12 protein-coding genes and 2 pseudogenes are annotated in these 13,988 nt (G+C 58.0%); all 14 read right to left on the bottom strand.

Going from position 1 to position 13,988, the window contains the following annotated elements:
• Positions 1-151: 151 nt before the first annotated feature.
• The 14 genes and pseudogenes from NKI47_RS18525 to NKI47_RS18460 all read right to left on the bottom strand — a co-directional run bounded on the left by NKI47_RS18525 (position 152) and on the right by NKI47_RS18460 (position 13,970).
• Positions 152-577, bottom strand: coding sequence for a hypothetical protein (locus NKI47_RS18525; RefSeq protein WP_352592351.1), 426 nt, complete (start codon positions 575-577; stop codon positions 152-154).
• A 29-nt stretch (positions 578-606) separates the two neighbouring features.
• Complete coding sequence (locus tag NKI47_RS18520; protein ID WP_352592349.1) at positions 607-1,254, bottom strand: Gfo/Idh/MocA family protein; 648 nt, start codon at positions 1,252-1,254, stop codon at positions 607-609.
• 178 nt (positions 1,255-1,432) lie between these two features.
• Complete coding sequence (locus tag NKI47_RS18515; RefSeq protein ID WP_352592345.1) at positions 1,433-2,218, bottom strand: ABC transporter permease; 786 nt, start codon at positions 2,216-2,218, stop codon at positions 1,433-1,435.
• Positions 2,215-3,396, bottom strand: a complete 1,182-nt coding sequence (locus tag NKI47_RS18510) for a TOBE domain-containing protein (protein ID WP_352592343.1) — start codon at positions 3,394-3,396, stop codon at positions 2,215-2,217. Before NKI47_RS18510 ends, NKI47_RS18515 begins: the two co-directional genes overlap by 4 nt.
• Entirely contained in the window at positions 3,375-4,169 is a 795-nt protein-coding gene (locus NKI47_RS18505) for an ABC transporter ATP-binding protein (protein WP_352592340.1), read from the bottom strand. Before NKI47_RS18505 ends, NKI47_RS18510 begins: the two co-directional genes overlap by 22 nt.
• A complete protein-coding gene (locus NKI47_RS18500) occupies positions 4,166-5,281 on the bottom strand; it encodes an ABC transporter substrate-binding protein (RefSeq protein WP_352592337.1) in 1,116 nt (371 codons plus the stop codon). The genes NKI47_RS18505 and NKI47_RS18500 overlap by 4 nt, the downstream gene beginning before the upstream one ends.
• Before the next feature lie 101 nt (positions 5,282-5,382).
• A complete protein-coding gene (locus tag NKI47_RS18495; protein WP_352592335.1) occupies positions 5,383-6,057 on the bottom strand; it encodes a hypothetical protein in 675 nt (224 codons plus the stop codon).
• A gap of 11 nt (positions 6,058-6,068) precedes the next feature.
• A pseudogene (locus NKI47_RS18490) lies at positions 6,069-6,635 on the bottom strand (trifunctional transcriptional regulator/proline dehydrogenase/L-glutamate gamma-semialdehyde dehydrogenase); the annotation flags it as partial.
• A 245-nt stretch (positions 6,636-6,880) separates the two neighbouring features.
• Positions 6,881-8,319 (bottom strand): annotated as a pseudogene (locus NKI47_RS18485) (Glu/Leu/Phe/Val family dehydrogenase).
• A 198-nt stretch (positions 8,320-8,517) separates the two neighbouring features.
• A complete protein-coding gene (locus NKI47_RS18480) occupies positions 8,518-10,470 on the bottom strand; it encodes an acetoacetate--CoA ligase (RefSeq protein WP_352592332.1) in 1,953 nt (650 codons plus the stop codon).
• Positions 10,471-10,726: 256 nt separating this feature from the next.
• Positions 10,727-11,431, bottom strand: coding sequence for an ABC transporter ATP-binding protein (locus NKI47_RS18475; RefSeq protein WP_352592330.1), 705 nt, complete (start codon positions 11,429-11,431; stop codon positions 10,727-10,729).
• A complete protein-coding gene (locus NKI47_RS18470; protein ID WP_352592327.1) occupies positions 11,424-12,182 on the bottom strand; it encodes an ABC transporter ATP-binding protein in 759 nt (252 codons plus the stop codon). Before NKI47_RS18470 ends, NKI47_RS18475 begins: the two co-directional genes overlap by 8 nt.
• Complete coding sequence (locus NKI47_RS18465; protein ID WP_352592325.1) at positions 12,175-13,107, bottom strand: branched-chain amino acid ABC transporter permease; 933 nt, start codon at positions 13,105-13,107, stop codon at positions 12,175-12,177. Before NKI47_RS18465 ends, NKI47_RS18470 begins: the two co-directional genes overlap by 8 nt.
• Positions 13,107-13,970, bottom strand: coding sequence for a branched-chain amino acid ABC transporter permease (locus NKI47_RS18460; RefSeq protein ID WP_352592323.1), 864 nt, complete (start codon positions 13,968-13,970; stop codon positions 13,107-13,109). The genes NKI47_RS18465 and NKI47_RS18460 overlap by 1 nt, the downstream gene beginning before the upstream one ends.
• Positions 13,971-13,988: the final 18 nt, after the last annotated feature.

Genomic DNA, 13,988 nt, shown 5'->3' with positions numbered 1-13,988 from the left:
GCGAGCTTTGGCTCATGCCCGTCCTTAGAAGAGGAAGGCCCGCGACGAAAATGGTAAATGCGGTAGCCAATCCGCGGATGAGAGCGTGATCGGTTCCTCCAGCGCACACGCTGGTTGACTGGCCGCATACGCAGCTGTCGAGAGATTTATCTTAAAGTTGGTCAAGGGCCGGTCCGTTTCCAAAACCACCGGCTTCCAAAATTATGGAAAGAGCCGCGAGCCCATCCTGCGCGTCGACGTCAGGCTTCGAACCCGCCTCAATAGCGTCCACACAGGAAGCGAGTTGGGCAGCGAAATGATTTGGGGATGGAAGACCCGCTACATCAACCTGGCGCGGGCCATCGCCGGTGTTCAGAAATCGCGCATTCGCATAGTGGAAAATCCGCAAAGACCCGCGCGTGCCCAAAACGCAAATAGAGCCTGGATCCGAAATCCATCCGCCGGCAGAAACATACTGACCGTCGTTACCCCACCCTGCGCCGCCTGCAAAAATTCCTTCGTTCGGCAGTGTCACCGGAAAGGTCGCGTTATTGTAGAGCAAGTGGCCTATGGCACCAGATGGATACTTTGCGATCAAGAACTCGGTCCCAGCAGCGTGACCTGACGTCAGGCCTTTTCCGACGACTTTTTCAGGCCGCTCACCAAGGAGCCAACCGAACACATCAACCAATGGATGCCGTGATCAATCAAACTCAAACCCGGTCCGCCCGGCCCGTTTCGGGTAATGTGAAAATGGCACGGAGAATAACCATCGAGGCCATTTCCGGAAACAACCACTTCGCTCAACAGCTGTACGGCACCCAGCGTCCCCGTCTTGATGAGCTCGCGGGCAGTTCGAATGGCTGGTAGATATCTGTAGCTCGACCCATAAAAGCATCGGATCGATGCTTGCGGACACCGGGCAACAATTTCTTCTGCATCTCGCAGGCTGGTCGCTATGGGCTTCTCGCAGAACACGTCGATCTCCGCGGCCGCCGCTGTCTCGATAATAGCGCGGTGCGTTGCCGCCGGTGTAAGAATCATGACCAAATCAATGCCGCCGGCCTGGATCATTTCGGCGACGCCGACGTAGCCGCGAGCACCCAACTCGTTGGAGATTTGGTGGACCACGTCAGCCCGCGAGTCGCAGACTGCTTCCAGACGAGCCTTGGGGACAAGGGAGAAAGCGGCAAGGTGGACCTTCTCTCCAAGGCCAACAACTGCTACCCGGACAGGGTGCCCCTCGCGGGTGCTCGTTGAGCTATCATTCGGCATGCGCAGTCCCCCCTGCTTAGCTTGCTCGATCGTCTCGCTACGAAAAATGTCTGGAAATCGTCTCGCTTTGGAAGTGTCAGTTGAAACGGACAGTATCCGTTCGTCGCACAAAGCGACTGCCAGCAGTCGACGGCCCGAAAAGCAACTTTTCGGGCCGTCCTGGGAGGCGACATCCGCTTCACTGGAAGCGGATGTCGGAGAGTCGGTGCACGACGTAGATCAGCAGTATGGTCGCGAGCACCATTATCGCCGAAATCGCATTCACCGTCGGGCTGACGCCGGCACGCATCTGACCCCAAATCACGATCGGAAGTGTATTGTCGGATCCGATCGTGAAGAACGACACGCTGAACTCGTCGAGCGACCACGCAACAACTAGAAGCGCCGCACCTACCATGGCACTCCGTATCAGAGGCAACGTGACCCGGTAGAATGCCTGAGCGGGGTTCGCTCCGAGTGTTGCCGCTGCTTCGGGGATCTGCGGGTCAAGGCTCGCAATTCGGCTGGTGAGTGTGAACACCATGAATGGCAGAGTGATCAGTACGTGGCCGATGATAGCGGTCCATACCGAAAGACCGATGCCAAGGCTCGTGAAGAACGATAGCAAAGAGATCCCGAGCAGAAGGTGCGGCAAGAGCAATGGCAGCGCCATCAAACCAGCGAACAGCGATGCACGACGGAATCTGAATCTGGCGATGGCGAAGGCTGCCGAAGTGCCGATCAGTATGCAGCAGATCGTGGTGCTGAGCGCGACGAACACACTGTTGACCGCAGCCTTGCGCATGATCGGGTCGCGCGCAACAGACATATACCATTCCGTTGTCGGGCCCTCGAAAGGGAAAGCCGCAAGTCCTTTCGCATCGAAGGAAAAAAGGACCACGATGGCGATAGGAGCGAAGAGAAATACCAGCAGGATTGCCGTGTATAAACTAAACGCAAAAGTCGAGAGACGTCCCTGGTTCATGGTCGATCCTTGATTCCAATACGCCTCAGCAAAGCGGTGACCGCCCATAGGAATATCCCCATGGAAATTACCAAGCTGAACGCAATTGCGGACCCGAGCGGCCAGTCAAATGAAAGACCAAATCGACCGACCACTGCGTTCCCGGCAAGCTGCGCCTTGGGTCCGCCAAGAAGTTGAGGGGTGACGAAATCGCCAGCTGCGATGACGAACGTCAGCGCAAACGCGGACACGATACCGCGGCTGGCCATTGGCACGGTGACCCGGAAAAAGGCACCGATCGAAGTAGCGCCGAGGCTCTTCGCTGCCTCGATACATTGCGCCGACACCCCGGAAAGGGCCGAAGCGAGCGGAAGTATAGCGACCGGTACGAGGATGCTTGTCAAAGTCACGATCACGGCAGCTTTGCTATACGCGAAGGTTTGCAATGGCGCGTCGGTGACACCCGTCCAGCTCAACAACTGGGTGATCGCACCATTGCGGCCGAGGAGTGACCGCCATGCGTAAATCCGCACGATGTAGGCTGTGAACAGGGAGACCATCACCAGGAGCAGAATAATGGTCCCTGCCCGCCGAAGCGGGCCTAGCGTGATCGCATAGGCCAACGGAAACGCAAGCACGACTGACGCCAGCCCGATCGTCGATCCCATCCAAAGAGATCGCAGCAGAATCTCACGGAACAGTGGGTCGGTGAAGATCTTGATGTAATTCTCTGGTGAGGTACCGAACGAAATGTCGGCGTAGCTTGTGCTACCGAAAGAATACGCGAATAACACGCCGCATGGGATAATGAAGAAGACGGCCATGAAGAGGCTGGCCGGCGCAGCCATGAGGTAAAACTGCCTAACCATTGGTGCGTCTTCGATTTGCGCGACCGAGTTGTCCGGCCAGCTGAGAAGAACGCGGTCGCCTTGCGAGAATGCGCCGCCTCCGCCGGGGAGAACCGGTTGCTGGACCATAACGCTTTGCTCGCCGACCTGGACCAGATAGCGCCTGAATGCGCCTTGAAAGATTGCCTCTCTAACCTGTCCGGTTAACGAATTTGGCTCGGACGCGACAGACGAGACGTTCGGTGCCACCTCAATCTTTATGGACTCGGGTCGGACGCAGACGAGGCCCGCTCCCGTGTCTCGATCATCGTGAGCATCGAAGCGGATGTTCACATCAGCCGATTGAAGCAAGGACTTATTTCCCTCACGGCGGAGCGACCCGGTGAATATGTTCGCTTCCCCCAAAACTTTGCGCTGAACAAAGTTTTCGGTCGGCTATAAACCTCCTCAGGTGAGCCACGTTGAACGATGGTTCCGCTGTTCATAAGGACGATCTCGTCGCTCATGACCATCGCCTCGTCCTGATCGTGTGTGACGAACAGGAAGGTCGCGCCGATGCTACGCTGCAGCTGCCGAAGTTCGAGCTGCATCGCTTGGCGAAGCTTGAGGTCCAGTGCTGACATCGGTTCATCGAGCAGCAAAACCGGTGGTCCGGCAGCAAGAGCGCGCGCGAGCGCCACTCGCTGAGCCTGGCCGCCGGAAAGCTGATCGATCGGGCGATCTGCAAAGGCGCTCAGCCTGACGATCTCGAGAAGCTCGCCAACGCGATTGGCAGCCTTCTTTTTCTCCACCCGTTGCAGCGATAGCGCAAACCCGACATTCTGGCTTACCGTCATGTGGGGAAACAGCGCGTAGCGCTGGAAAACGAGGCCAACAGGGCGGCGATGCGGCGGCGTCAGCGACAGGTCTTTCCCCGCTATCACAACGCGCCCTGTTGATTGACGATCCAGCCCGGCGACGATGCGCATCAACGTCGTCTTGCCGCAGCCTGACGGACCAAGCAAAGAGACAAAGCGGCCAGGCGCCACGTCGAGCGAAATGCTCGACAGGGCGGTGAATGTGCCAAACTGCTTCGTGACCCCTTGGACCGAGACTGCGGAATTTCCAACTCCCTGCGAGATCATGACAGCTTGATTCGTTCCCAAGCTTCGGTCCAATCGCGCATGGTTGCGATTTCACCCTCGGCCTCAAGGGCCGGCGGAATATAGAACGTGTTCTTTTCCAGGAAGGCCGGAAGATCTTCGTAAGGATAAAGCTTTCGCTGATCCTCAGGCAGAAGCGCAACCGCCTCGGCGTTCACAACGCCACAGCCGATTGCAGCGCCGATGATGGCGTTGCCCTCTGCGGAAAGCATCTGATTGAGAAACGCGTAAGTCTGCTCCAGATGCGGGGCCTTTGCGGCGATGCAGTATGAGTCACACCAGAGGAATGTGCCGTCTTCCGGTGGAACATAGGACACTCCATCGATGCCCTTCGCCTTCAGCTTGGTGTCGATAAACCGCCATCCCAGTACACTTGCTTGTGCATCCCCGCGAGCCAGAACGTCAGCAATGTCACCAAAGCTTGGCGCAATCGTAGTCAGGTTCGCCTTGACCGGCATGAAAGCTTCGGCAGCCTGACTGACCTGATCCTTGGTCATCTTGGAGAAATCAGAGGATTTGAATAGTGCCCGTGCGAAGATCCAGAGGTTTGCAGGATCATCCAGCGTGATGAGCTTTCCGCGGTACTTCTCATCGCCGAGATCGGCCCATTTCTTGGGAAGATCCTTGAACAGGTCTGCGCGGTAGCTCATCGGATAGTCGCTCCAGCTCACCGGCACGGCATAGTTCTTGCCGTCCGACTGCTGCCACGACATGTTACGGAACTGGCTGAAGAAGCGCTCGCTGCTTGGCAGTTTCGTCGCGTCAATCGGCTCGACCAGCTTTGTCCTGATCAGGGGCTCGACGGCACTGATGCCGGGCGTGACAACATCAATCGACCCCACTCCGCCGCTACGGAGTTTCGTTACAATCTCAGCATTGCCGGTGATGTATTGGGCATCCAGGGTGAGACCCTGCGCAGTAAGCGTTCCCATTGCCTTAGGGTCATCGTAACCCTGCCAACCAAGGAACTTAAGAGGGACGTTGAGCGCTTCGGCACTTGCTGCCGCTCGCGCGCTCATTGAAGGATATACTGCAGCCATGCCGACGGCGGCAAGAAGCGCTCCTTGGCGAGCAAGGAATTCACGACGATTCATCTTTAGTCTCCCGGTTTTGGCCGTCAGCTTTCCCGTGCTGATCGGCAATATAATCCTTGATCAAAGATCAACCGGAGTCAATAGCATTTTCAGGCGATTCTTTAGGCTTTTGAGCGAAAAACCAAGTCGATCATGCCGTGCACATCGACGCCAAAACTGAAAGCGCCGCCGGCGGCTCGGAGGCGCTGTTTCGGCCAACCGAGCGGCAAAAAATTGGGGCATCTCAGGCAACCACCCGGAGCCCTTACTCTCAAACTTCGGGTCGCCCTCATGGACGACCCGAGCGACCACCGGCTCAGCCAATCGTCATCAAGCTCGCATTCCCCACTAGCTGCAGCGGTTGTTGATCGAGGTGAAACCTCCTCGACGAGCCAGTTGAGGCAGTTGGTCTCGATATCGCGTCGGATCTCATCCGTAGTCGCTGTCTGAACCAGCACCAGTGGCCCATCCAGGGCAGCGATCTTTTTGTTGATAGCACACGCGCGATCTGCGTCACCCTCGACAAGGGCAGAGGCGAATGGGCCATCTTTGTCCCAATCCGTCGACCAAGTGATGCGATCCGCAACGCTCACCGGCAAGCCCTTCAATGACGGGCGAAGACCGGTTGCCACGTCGATGACCAGTTGGTTTCCGGTCGCCAGAGCGGCTGCAATTTGCCGATAGAGCCCATCTTCGGTCTTTGGAGCGAGAAAGAGGCGGCCACGCGGATGGAGCGCGTAGAGATTGCGCTCACCTACAGCTCCGACAAGCTCCTTTTGAAGGCCAACTGCCGGCAAGCTGCCAAGCTCACGAGCCGCGTCGCCATATCGACGCCGCGGCGGATCACAGGCTCGCCGCAGCGGGCGATTAGCCGCGTCAGCGCCGCGGCAAGGCTGCGGTCGTTGACCGTCGAGGTCAGCTTGCCTGTCACGACCAAGCAGGTCATGGCATTGACGAAGAGCGAGCGGCCGCCACCGACATGCGATTTCCAGTCGCCTTCGGAAATCTTATCGCGGATCAGCGCATCGCGTGTTGCAGTGTCTGGAATGCGCAGCAGTGCCTCCGCAAGACACATGAGAGCAACGCCCTCTTGGCTCGACAGCGAGTATTCCTGGACCGGTCCTTCGACGCCGGTCCCCTTATGTTTCGCTCGAAGTGCCTCGATTAACTTGCGGGCTGTGCCGCGGATCGATGCCCTCAGGTCGGCTGGAGCACGCGCTGCCTCGACCAGCGGCAGGAGGCATTCGGTCTCGGGTCGGCGGAAAGCTGCGATGATTGCTTTGCGAAGGTTCGATTGTTCGCGAACCGGCGTTGCAAATTGTTCAAACGGTTTGGCGCCGGCGTTATGGCTGGCATCGATGGCGGCTTCAAGCATGGCCTATCCTATTGTGAGTGTTTGAATTTCGCGAGGTGGTCGCCTACTGCCAGTCTGGAGTGCTTTCCGGGAGCAAGCGGACATCGAATGCAGTATTGCTCGTGCTCGCTTGCTTCTCGGACGATGCAATGGAAGCGGCGGCACAGACTGCGCCCAGCGCGATCGGTCGATAGACAGCGTCGTCCTTCGGGTTTGGACCCGCCTCTGTCGCGATAGGACTTTCGGGAGCACGATTTCGAGCCATGCTAGATTCCAATCGCCTTGTACGCGTCGCCGATCTGGTGAAGTGCGATGTAGTAGGCAGCTGTGCGGAAATCTTTGATCTCGGGCTTCTCGCTGAGAACCTTCGCCATCCTGTCGTATGCACCCCGCATAACGTCGTCCAAGCCCGAACGCACCAAGTCGACTTCGCGACCGCCCTCGAGAAATTCGCCCCGCATGTCCTCGGGAAAAGGCTTACCTGTCATCGATTCAAGTGCGCTTGTGATTTGCGAGTTGCGGCGCTCTCGCCGACGACGCTCCATCAGGCCAAACGGGATGTGGGTCAGGTTCTTCACCCATTCAAAGTAGCTGACGATCACGCCACCGGCGTTCACGAACAGGTCGGGCAGAATAACGATCCCATTTTGCTGAAGGATCCTTTCCGCCTGGAAGGAAACAGGTCCATTGGCTGCTTCTGCGACGAGTTTCGCCCTGATGCGGCTGGCGTTATCGATCGTGATGGCATTTTCCATCGCCGCGGGAATTAGGATATCGCACTCGATTTCGAGCCCACGCTCCTTCTCGGTGGAACTCTGAGCGCCAGGAAAATCGAGGATGCTCCCGGTGCGGATGCGGTGACTGTTCACTACTTCGATATCAAGCCCGTCCGGATTGAAGATGAAGCCATCGCGTTCGACGATGCAGATAATCTTCGCACGGTCTTCCTCACTGAGAAACTTGGCTGCATGGTAGCCAACATTGCCGAAACCCTGCACAATGACTTTCATTGCAGACAGATCGCGCCGGCCATCGATGTCACCTTGGGCGAGATCGCGTAGATAGCAGTGGATTGCGTACTGTACGCCGCGGCCAGTCGCTTCTGTTCGCCCGGCAATGCCGCCGCGCGAAAGCGGCTTTCCCGTAACGCATGCATTTGCATTGACGATATCCGACGGGCCGGTGCGCTTGTATTCATCGGCCATCCAAGCCATCTCGCGCTCGCCCGTTCCCATATCAGGCGCGGGAACGTTTCGACCTGGTGAGATCAGGTTTCGCTTCGCCAACTCCTGGGTAAATCGGCGGGTGATGCGCTCGAGCTCATGGACCTCCCATTGCTTCGGGTCGACGCAAAGAGCACCTTTGGATCCACCGAAAGGCACATCGACCAATGCGCATTTCAAGCTCATCAGGGCTGCTAGCGCCTCTACTTCGCTAGCGTTGGCAGCGGAATCGTAGCGAATTCCGCCCTTCGCGGGCTCGACGTGCTCGCTGTGGACTGATCGCCATCCCGTGAAGCTGTACATCCTCCCACGACACCGAAGCGAACCGTGTAGATGGAGTTGCATGCGCGTATCCGTTCCGCCAGCCCCTCCGGCAGATCGAGGTGGCCAAAAGCTCGATCGATATAACTTTCGACACTTTCAAGGAAAGACCCCTCGCCCGCGGCGGCCACCGATCCACTGACCTTGAGTGCATTATCCATGAAGCATCTCCTTTATTCCGGTTGATCAAATTTACCATCGATGACCATAGACATTCTAACCATTTTGACGGAAATAACGAGTACTCGACTTAACCGTCGGAAAAATAACGGACATATGTATTCTATGCGAAAGAAAACTGTGCTGATGTTCTTAGGATGCAGGATTTATTGAAGTGAATAGTATTGCAGTATAATTGCCTACTTGGCGAGAAGTGCTTTCGCGGTCGCAAAGAGCTCCAGCGCTTCCGGATTGGCGAGCGCTTCCTTGTTCTTCACCGGTCTGCCATGCACGACCTCGCGGACGGCGAGTTCGACGATCTTGCCGGACTTGGTGCGCGGGATGTCGGCGACCTCTATGATCTTGGCCGGCACATGCCGCGGCGAGGCGCCGGTGCGGATCTTTGTCTTGATCTTCTTTTCGAGATTGGCGTCCAACTCTAGCCCGGGTGCGAGGCGGACGAAGAGGATCACGCGGACATCGTCGTCCCAGTCCTGGCCGATGCAGATGGCTTCCGCGACTTCATCGAGCTGTTCGACCTGATTGTAGATCTCGGCGGTGCCGATACGGACGCCTCCGGGATTGAGTGTGGCATCCGAGCGGCCGTGGATGATCAGGCCGTCATGTTCGGTCCATTCGGCGAAATCGCCGTGGCACCAGACATTGTCGAAACGCTCGAAATACGCCGCGCGGTATTTCGCGCCGTCCTTGTCGTTCCAGAAGCCCACCGGCATCGAGGGGAAGGCGCGGGTGCAGACCAGCTCGCCCTTCTCCCGCCGCACCGGCTTGCCCTCGTCGTCCCAGACATCGACCGCCAGGCCGAGTCCTGGGCCCTGAATCTCACCGCGCCATACCGGTTTAACCGGATTGCCGAGCACGAAGCAGGAGACGATGTCGGTGCCGCCGGAAATCGAGGCGAACTGGACGTCCGGCTTGATGCCGTTATAGACGAAGGAGAAGCCCTTCGGAGATAGTGGCGAACCGGTCGAGGTGATGAGGCGAAGCTCGGAGAGATCATGTGTCTTCAAGGGTTCGATGCCGCCTTTGCGGATGGCATCGATATATTTGGCGGAGGTGCCGAAGACGGCGAATTTCTCTTCCGCTGCATAGTCCCACAGCACGTTGCCCGTGGGCGCGAACGGCGAGCCGTCGAACAGGCAGAGTGTTGCGCCGCTCGCCAGCCCCGAGGCCAGCCAGTTCCACATCATCCAGCCGCAGGTGGTGAAGTAGAACAGCTTGTCGCCATCGCCGACACCGGAATGGAAGCGGTGCTCCTTCAGATGCTGCAACAGCGTGCCGCCGGCTGAATGGACGATGCATTTCGGGACACCGGTCGTGCCGGAGGAGAAGAGGATATAGAGTGGGTGGCCGAACGGCAGTTGCTCGTATTCAACCGGCTTGGCGGTGTAAGGAATCGTCGCGGCGTCAAAGGTCCGCGCATTAGCGAGCGCGGCGGCCAGCGCCTCGGCATCGCCGGCATATTTGACCACCATGACCGGGCAGCCGAGCTTCCGCGCCATGGCGCGGACTTTGTCGCCGACATCCTGCAGCTTGCCATTGTACCAATAAGCGTCGCAGGTGATGAAAAGCTTGGGCTCGATCGGGCCGAAGCGGTCAAGCACGCCCTGTTCGCCGAAATCAGGCGAGCAGGACGACCAGATGGCGCCGATCGATGCGGCGGCCAGCATGCAGGCAATGGTCTCCGGCATGTTCGGCATCATCGCCGATATGCGGTCGCCCCTGCCCAGCCCCATCGCGCGGAATGCCTGCTGCAGCTTGGAGACGGTGGAATGGAGCTGATCCCAGCTCCAGCGGCAACTGACCTTGTCCTCGCCGCGGAAGATCAGCGCATCCTCGGGACCATGCTTGATTAGGAGGTTTCTGGCGAAGTTTAGGCTGGCGTCGGGAAAGAAGCGAGCGTCGAGCATGACGTCGCCGTTGATGAGATCGCGCGGCCCGGGCTGTCCAATCACGCCGCAATAATCCCAGACGGCAGACCAGAAAGTCCCGCGTTCATCGATTGACCATTGTTGAAAGGCATCATGGTCGGGTAGATCAGCCTTGTAGGTCCACGCGCAGAATTCGCGAAATCTCGTGATTGCGCTCGTGTGAATCTGGCCTGCGCTGGGCTGAAATAAGGGTGAGTCGATCATCGACGAGTTCCTTTGAATCAAACATTTTGGCGGCCGCGGGGCAGATGCCAGACCGATGCGATAGAAGGCGCCGAGCACAACCAGATTTTGCCTTAGTGCGACCAGGTGCCTTCTCGGTGTTCAACCGAACAGATCAACGCCCGCGTCCCGGCCCCCGGAGCGCCTTGATCGCCAACCCGCTAGGAGGAAGAGAGGTTAGTTGCGCCGCGATAAGTGCGCATGGCGGCATCGACACAAGTCCTGCATCTCGGGATAACTAGCCTAGGTAGGATGCTATGACTGCAGGATCGTCCCTTATCTCTGCTGCTGGCCCGGACAATGCAACGCGCCCCTGCTCAACGACATAAGCATGTTGTGCATACTCAAGCGCAAGCATGGCGTTCTGTTCGACGATCAACACACCGATCCCGTTTTCGCGCGAATAGTCGCTGATGGCCGAGATGAGCTGCTCTTCGACCATAGGGGCGAGTCCAATGGACGGCTCATCAAGCAGAAGCATTTTCGGCTGCGCCATCAGGGCGCGGCCGAAAGCCAGCATCTGCTGTTCACCGCCGCTCATTCTACCGGCTTGTTGTTTTTGACGGTTGGCGAGCACAGGAAAGAGTTCAAAAATCCGCTCCAGCGTCTTGCGCCGCACTGCGGGATCAGGCCGAACGGTCGCGCCAAGCAACAGGTTCTCCAGGACCGACAGTTTCGGAAAAAGCTCGCGTCCCTCGGGCACTAGCGAGATGCCTTTTCGCACGATCTCATCCGGGGCGAGCCCATTGAGCCTTGCACCGTCCAACCGGATCTCGCCGGAAGCGAGTTTGACGAGACCGCAGATAGCATTCATCAGGGTCGTCTTTCCCGCGCCGTTGCTGCCGACAACTGCAGTCACTTCCCCAGTGCTGGCCGTAAAGCTCATCCCATTGAGCGCGCGGACGCCACCATATTCGAGTACGAGATTTTTCGCCTCAAGCATCACTATTCCTCTTCTGACCAAGATACGCCTTGATCACTTCAGGATGACGTCCGATTTCGTCAGGCGTTCCTTCAGCAATGACGCGGCCAAAATTCAAAACGGTGATCCTGTCACAGAGACGCATCACCGATTTCATGTCGTGCTCGACGAGCAAAATCGAGATTCCATCTGCCCGCAGCTGCTCCACCCGTGTCGAGATCTCGGCCTTTTCGGTTGCATGCAGCCCTGCCAACGGTTCGTCCAGGAGCAGTATTCGAGCGCGGGTCGCCAGCGCGGTTGCGATGCTTAGGACGCGCCTCAGGCCGCCTGGAAGGTTACCGGCAGGTTCATTGGCGCGTGATGCAAGCCCCATCCGCTCAAGTGCCTCGAACGCAGCAATATTGATCTTCGCGGTCTCTCCCGTCGGTATCCATCTCTTGGGGTTCCACGCCGATCCATGTGCAGCTCGGACGCCGAGCGCCACGGCTTCCAGCAGGGTCCCCGAAGTGTAGACCCTCGTAAGCTGAAATGTTCGAACCAGGCCCAGTCTGGCAACACGATGCGAGGCGAATCCTTCGACGCGGACACCATCCAGGCTGACGTCACCAGCAGAAGGTTTCAGGCTTCCGCTTATCAAGTTCATCGTCGTCGATTTGCCCGAACCATTCGGCCCGATAAGGCCGCGGATCTCGCCCCGTCCGACCTTGAGCGACACTCCATCTACCGCTTTCAAGCTGCCGAAGATCTTGCTTATATTATTGACCTCAAGCATTCTGAGTCCTCCAGGCCATGAGGCGGCCACGCGCCCATTGTCCGAAGAGTATTGCGATGATGACAAACACCCCCCAGATCATCGGAACGAACTCAGGGACAAATCTGAAAGTTTCTTCGATCAGCGTAAGAAACAACAGTCCGAGAATTGGACCGGAAAAACGGGTCGTGCCTCCGATCACGCAGGCCGCGACAACCTTGAACATCAGCATGGCATTGATGTCCGACGGCGAGACGATGCCGTTGTAAGTGGCGAATAACCCTCCGGCTATTCCGGCGCCGAATGAGCCAAGTATGAACGCCAAGGCGCGCAACGCCCAGGCATCGATCCCGATTGACGACGATAGTGCCTCGTCCTCGCCGACAGCCTTGATCTTCAACCCCGTGTCGGAGGCATCCAGTGACGCGTAGAAGATGCCCAGCAAGACCAGCACAGCGGCCACCAGGCATAGGAACTCCAGCGTCGACGACGGGTTGGGCAGGATTTCGGGTCGCTCTATGAAGGCGATGCCCGATGTGCCGCCAGTGATTTCCCGGAACTGAATGAAGCATTGGCGCAGGGCCTCTCCCGCCGCAAAGGTCGACAGGAAGAAGTAATATTGTCGGGTCCGAAGCACGGGGTAGGACAGCAGCCCCGCAAATAGCGCCGCGAACAAACCCCCTGCGACGATCGCCAGAAGCACCGGCAGGTCGAATGGCGGCTTCGTAAGGATTGCGACGGAATAGCCGCCGATCCCCATGATGGCGATATGCGCGAACGACCAACCTCCCATTGTCGTGATGGTGCGATACGACAGCACCAAGATGGAGGTCATGCCGAAGAGCACGAGGACACCAAGCATGTAGTTGCTAGCGACGAAGCCGCCGACGACAAGCGCGGCGCCCAGTGCGCACACGGTCAGTAAATCGCGTCGGAACGCACTCATTATTCCTTCTCCCCGAACAGGCCCGATGGCTTAACACTCAGGACGAACAGCATGACGGCCGCGCTCGTGAGAGCGAGAAAACGACCGGCACCGAACTGAGACATGAGGGTATCGAGGACGCCGAAAATGGCAGCAGCAGCGACCGCACCCCAGATGTTGCCAATACCACCAACGATGATGATGATGAACGCCTTCCATAGCGCACCCGCGCCCATGAAGGGGGAGATCTGGCTGATCGGGCCCATTGCCGCACCGCATATGCCCGCGATCGACGATCCGAGGATGAGCGTAAGTCGGCCCACCTTCTCGGTTCGTATACCTTGCAAGAGGGCGCCGCGCGGGTTTTGAGCTACCGCGCGAATGCGCCGACCTGCCTCGGACCTCATGAGGAAAACCCACAGACCGGCTGCCAGCACTGCGGCCGCCCCGATGACGACGAGCCTCGATGCCGGAAGAATGGCGCCGCCGAAGTTCACGACGCCTCGAACGGGCGGGGCGATCGAAAGACCAACGGGCCCAAAGATTTGAACGACAATCGTCTGAATGACATACGACAACGCAAGCGTCGATATGAAAATCGCCAAAGGCTTGTCGCCGAGTGGCACGACCATGGTTCTGTGTAGCACCAGGCCGAGGAGCCCGGTCACCGCCGCCGCAACGATTGCACCGATGGCCCATGCGACAGGACCACCCACCTGGGGTGAGAGAGTCGAAATACAGAGATATGTTGCGTACGCGCCGATCATGAAGAATTCGCCATGGGCGAAATTGATGATCCGCATCACTCCGAAAACCAATGCCAGACCGAGGGCGAAGCAAAGGTAAAAGGACGTGAGCGATAGGCAATTCAGTAAGATTTGCATCGGGTCTATCACCTGAGA

The organism is Mesorhizobium sp. M0633, from assembly GCF_040320645.1.
In the GTDB taxonomy this organism is placed as follows: domain Bacteria; phylum Pseudomonadota; class Alphaproteobacteria; order Rhizobiales; family Rhizobiaceae; genus Mesorhizobium.
The sequence above is the reverse complement of the archived record's forward strand: the minus strand, read 5'-3'. Positions and strand labels throughout refer to the sequence as shown.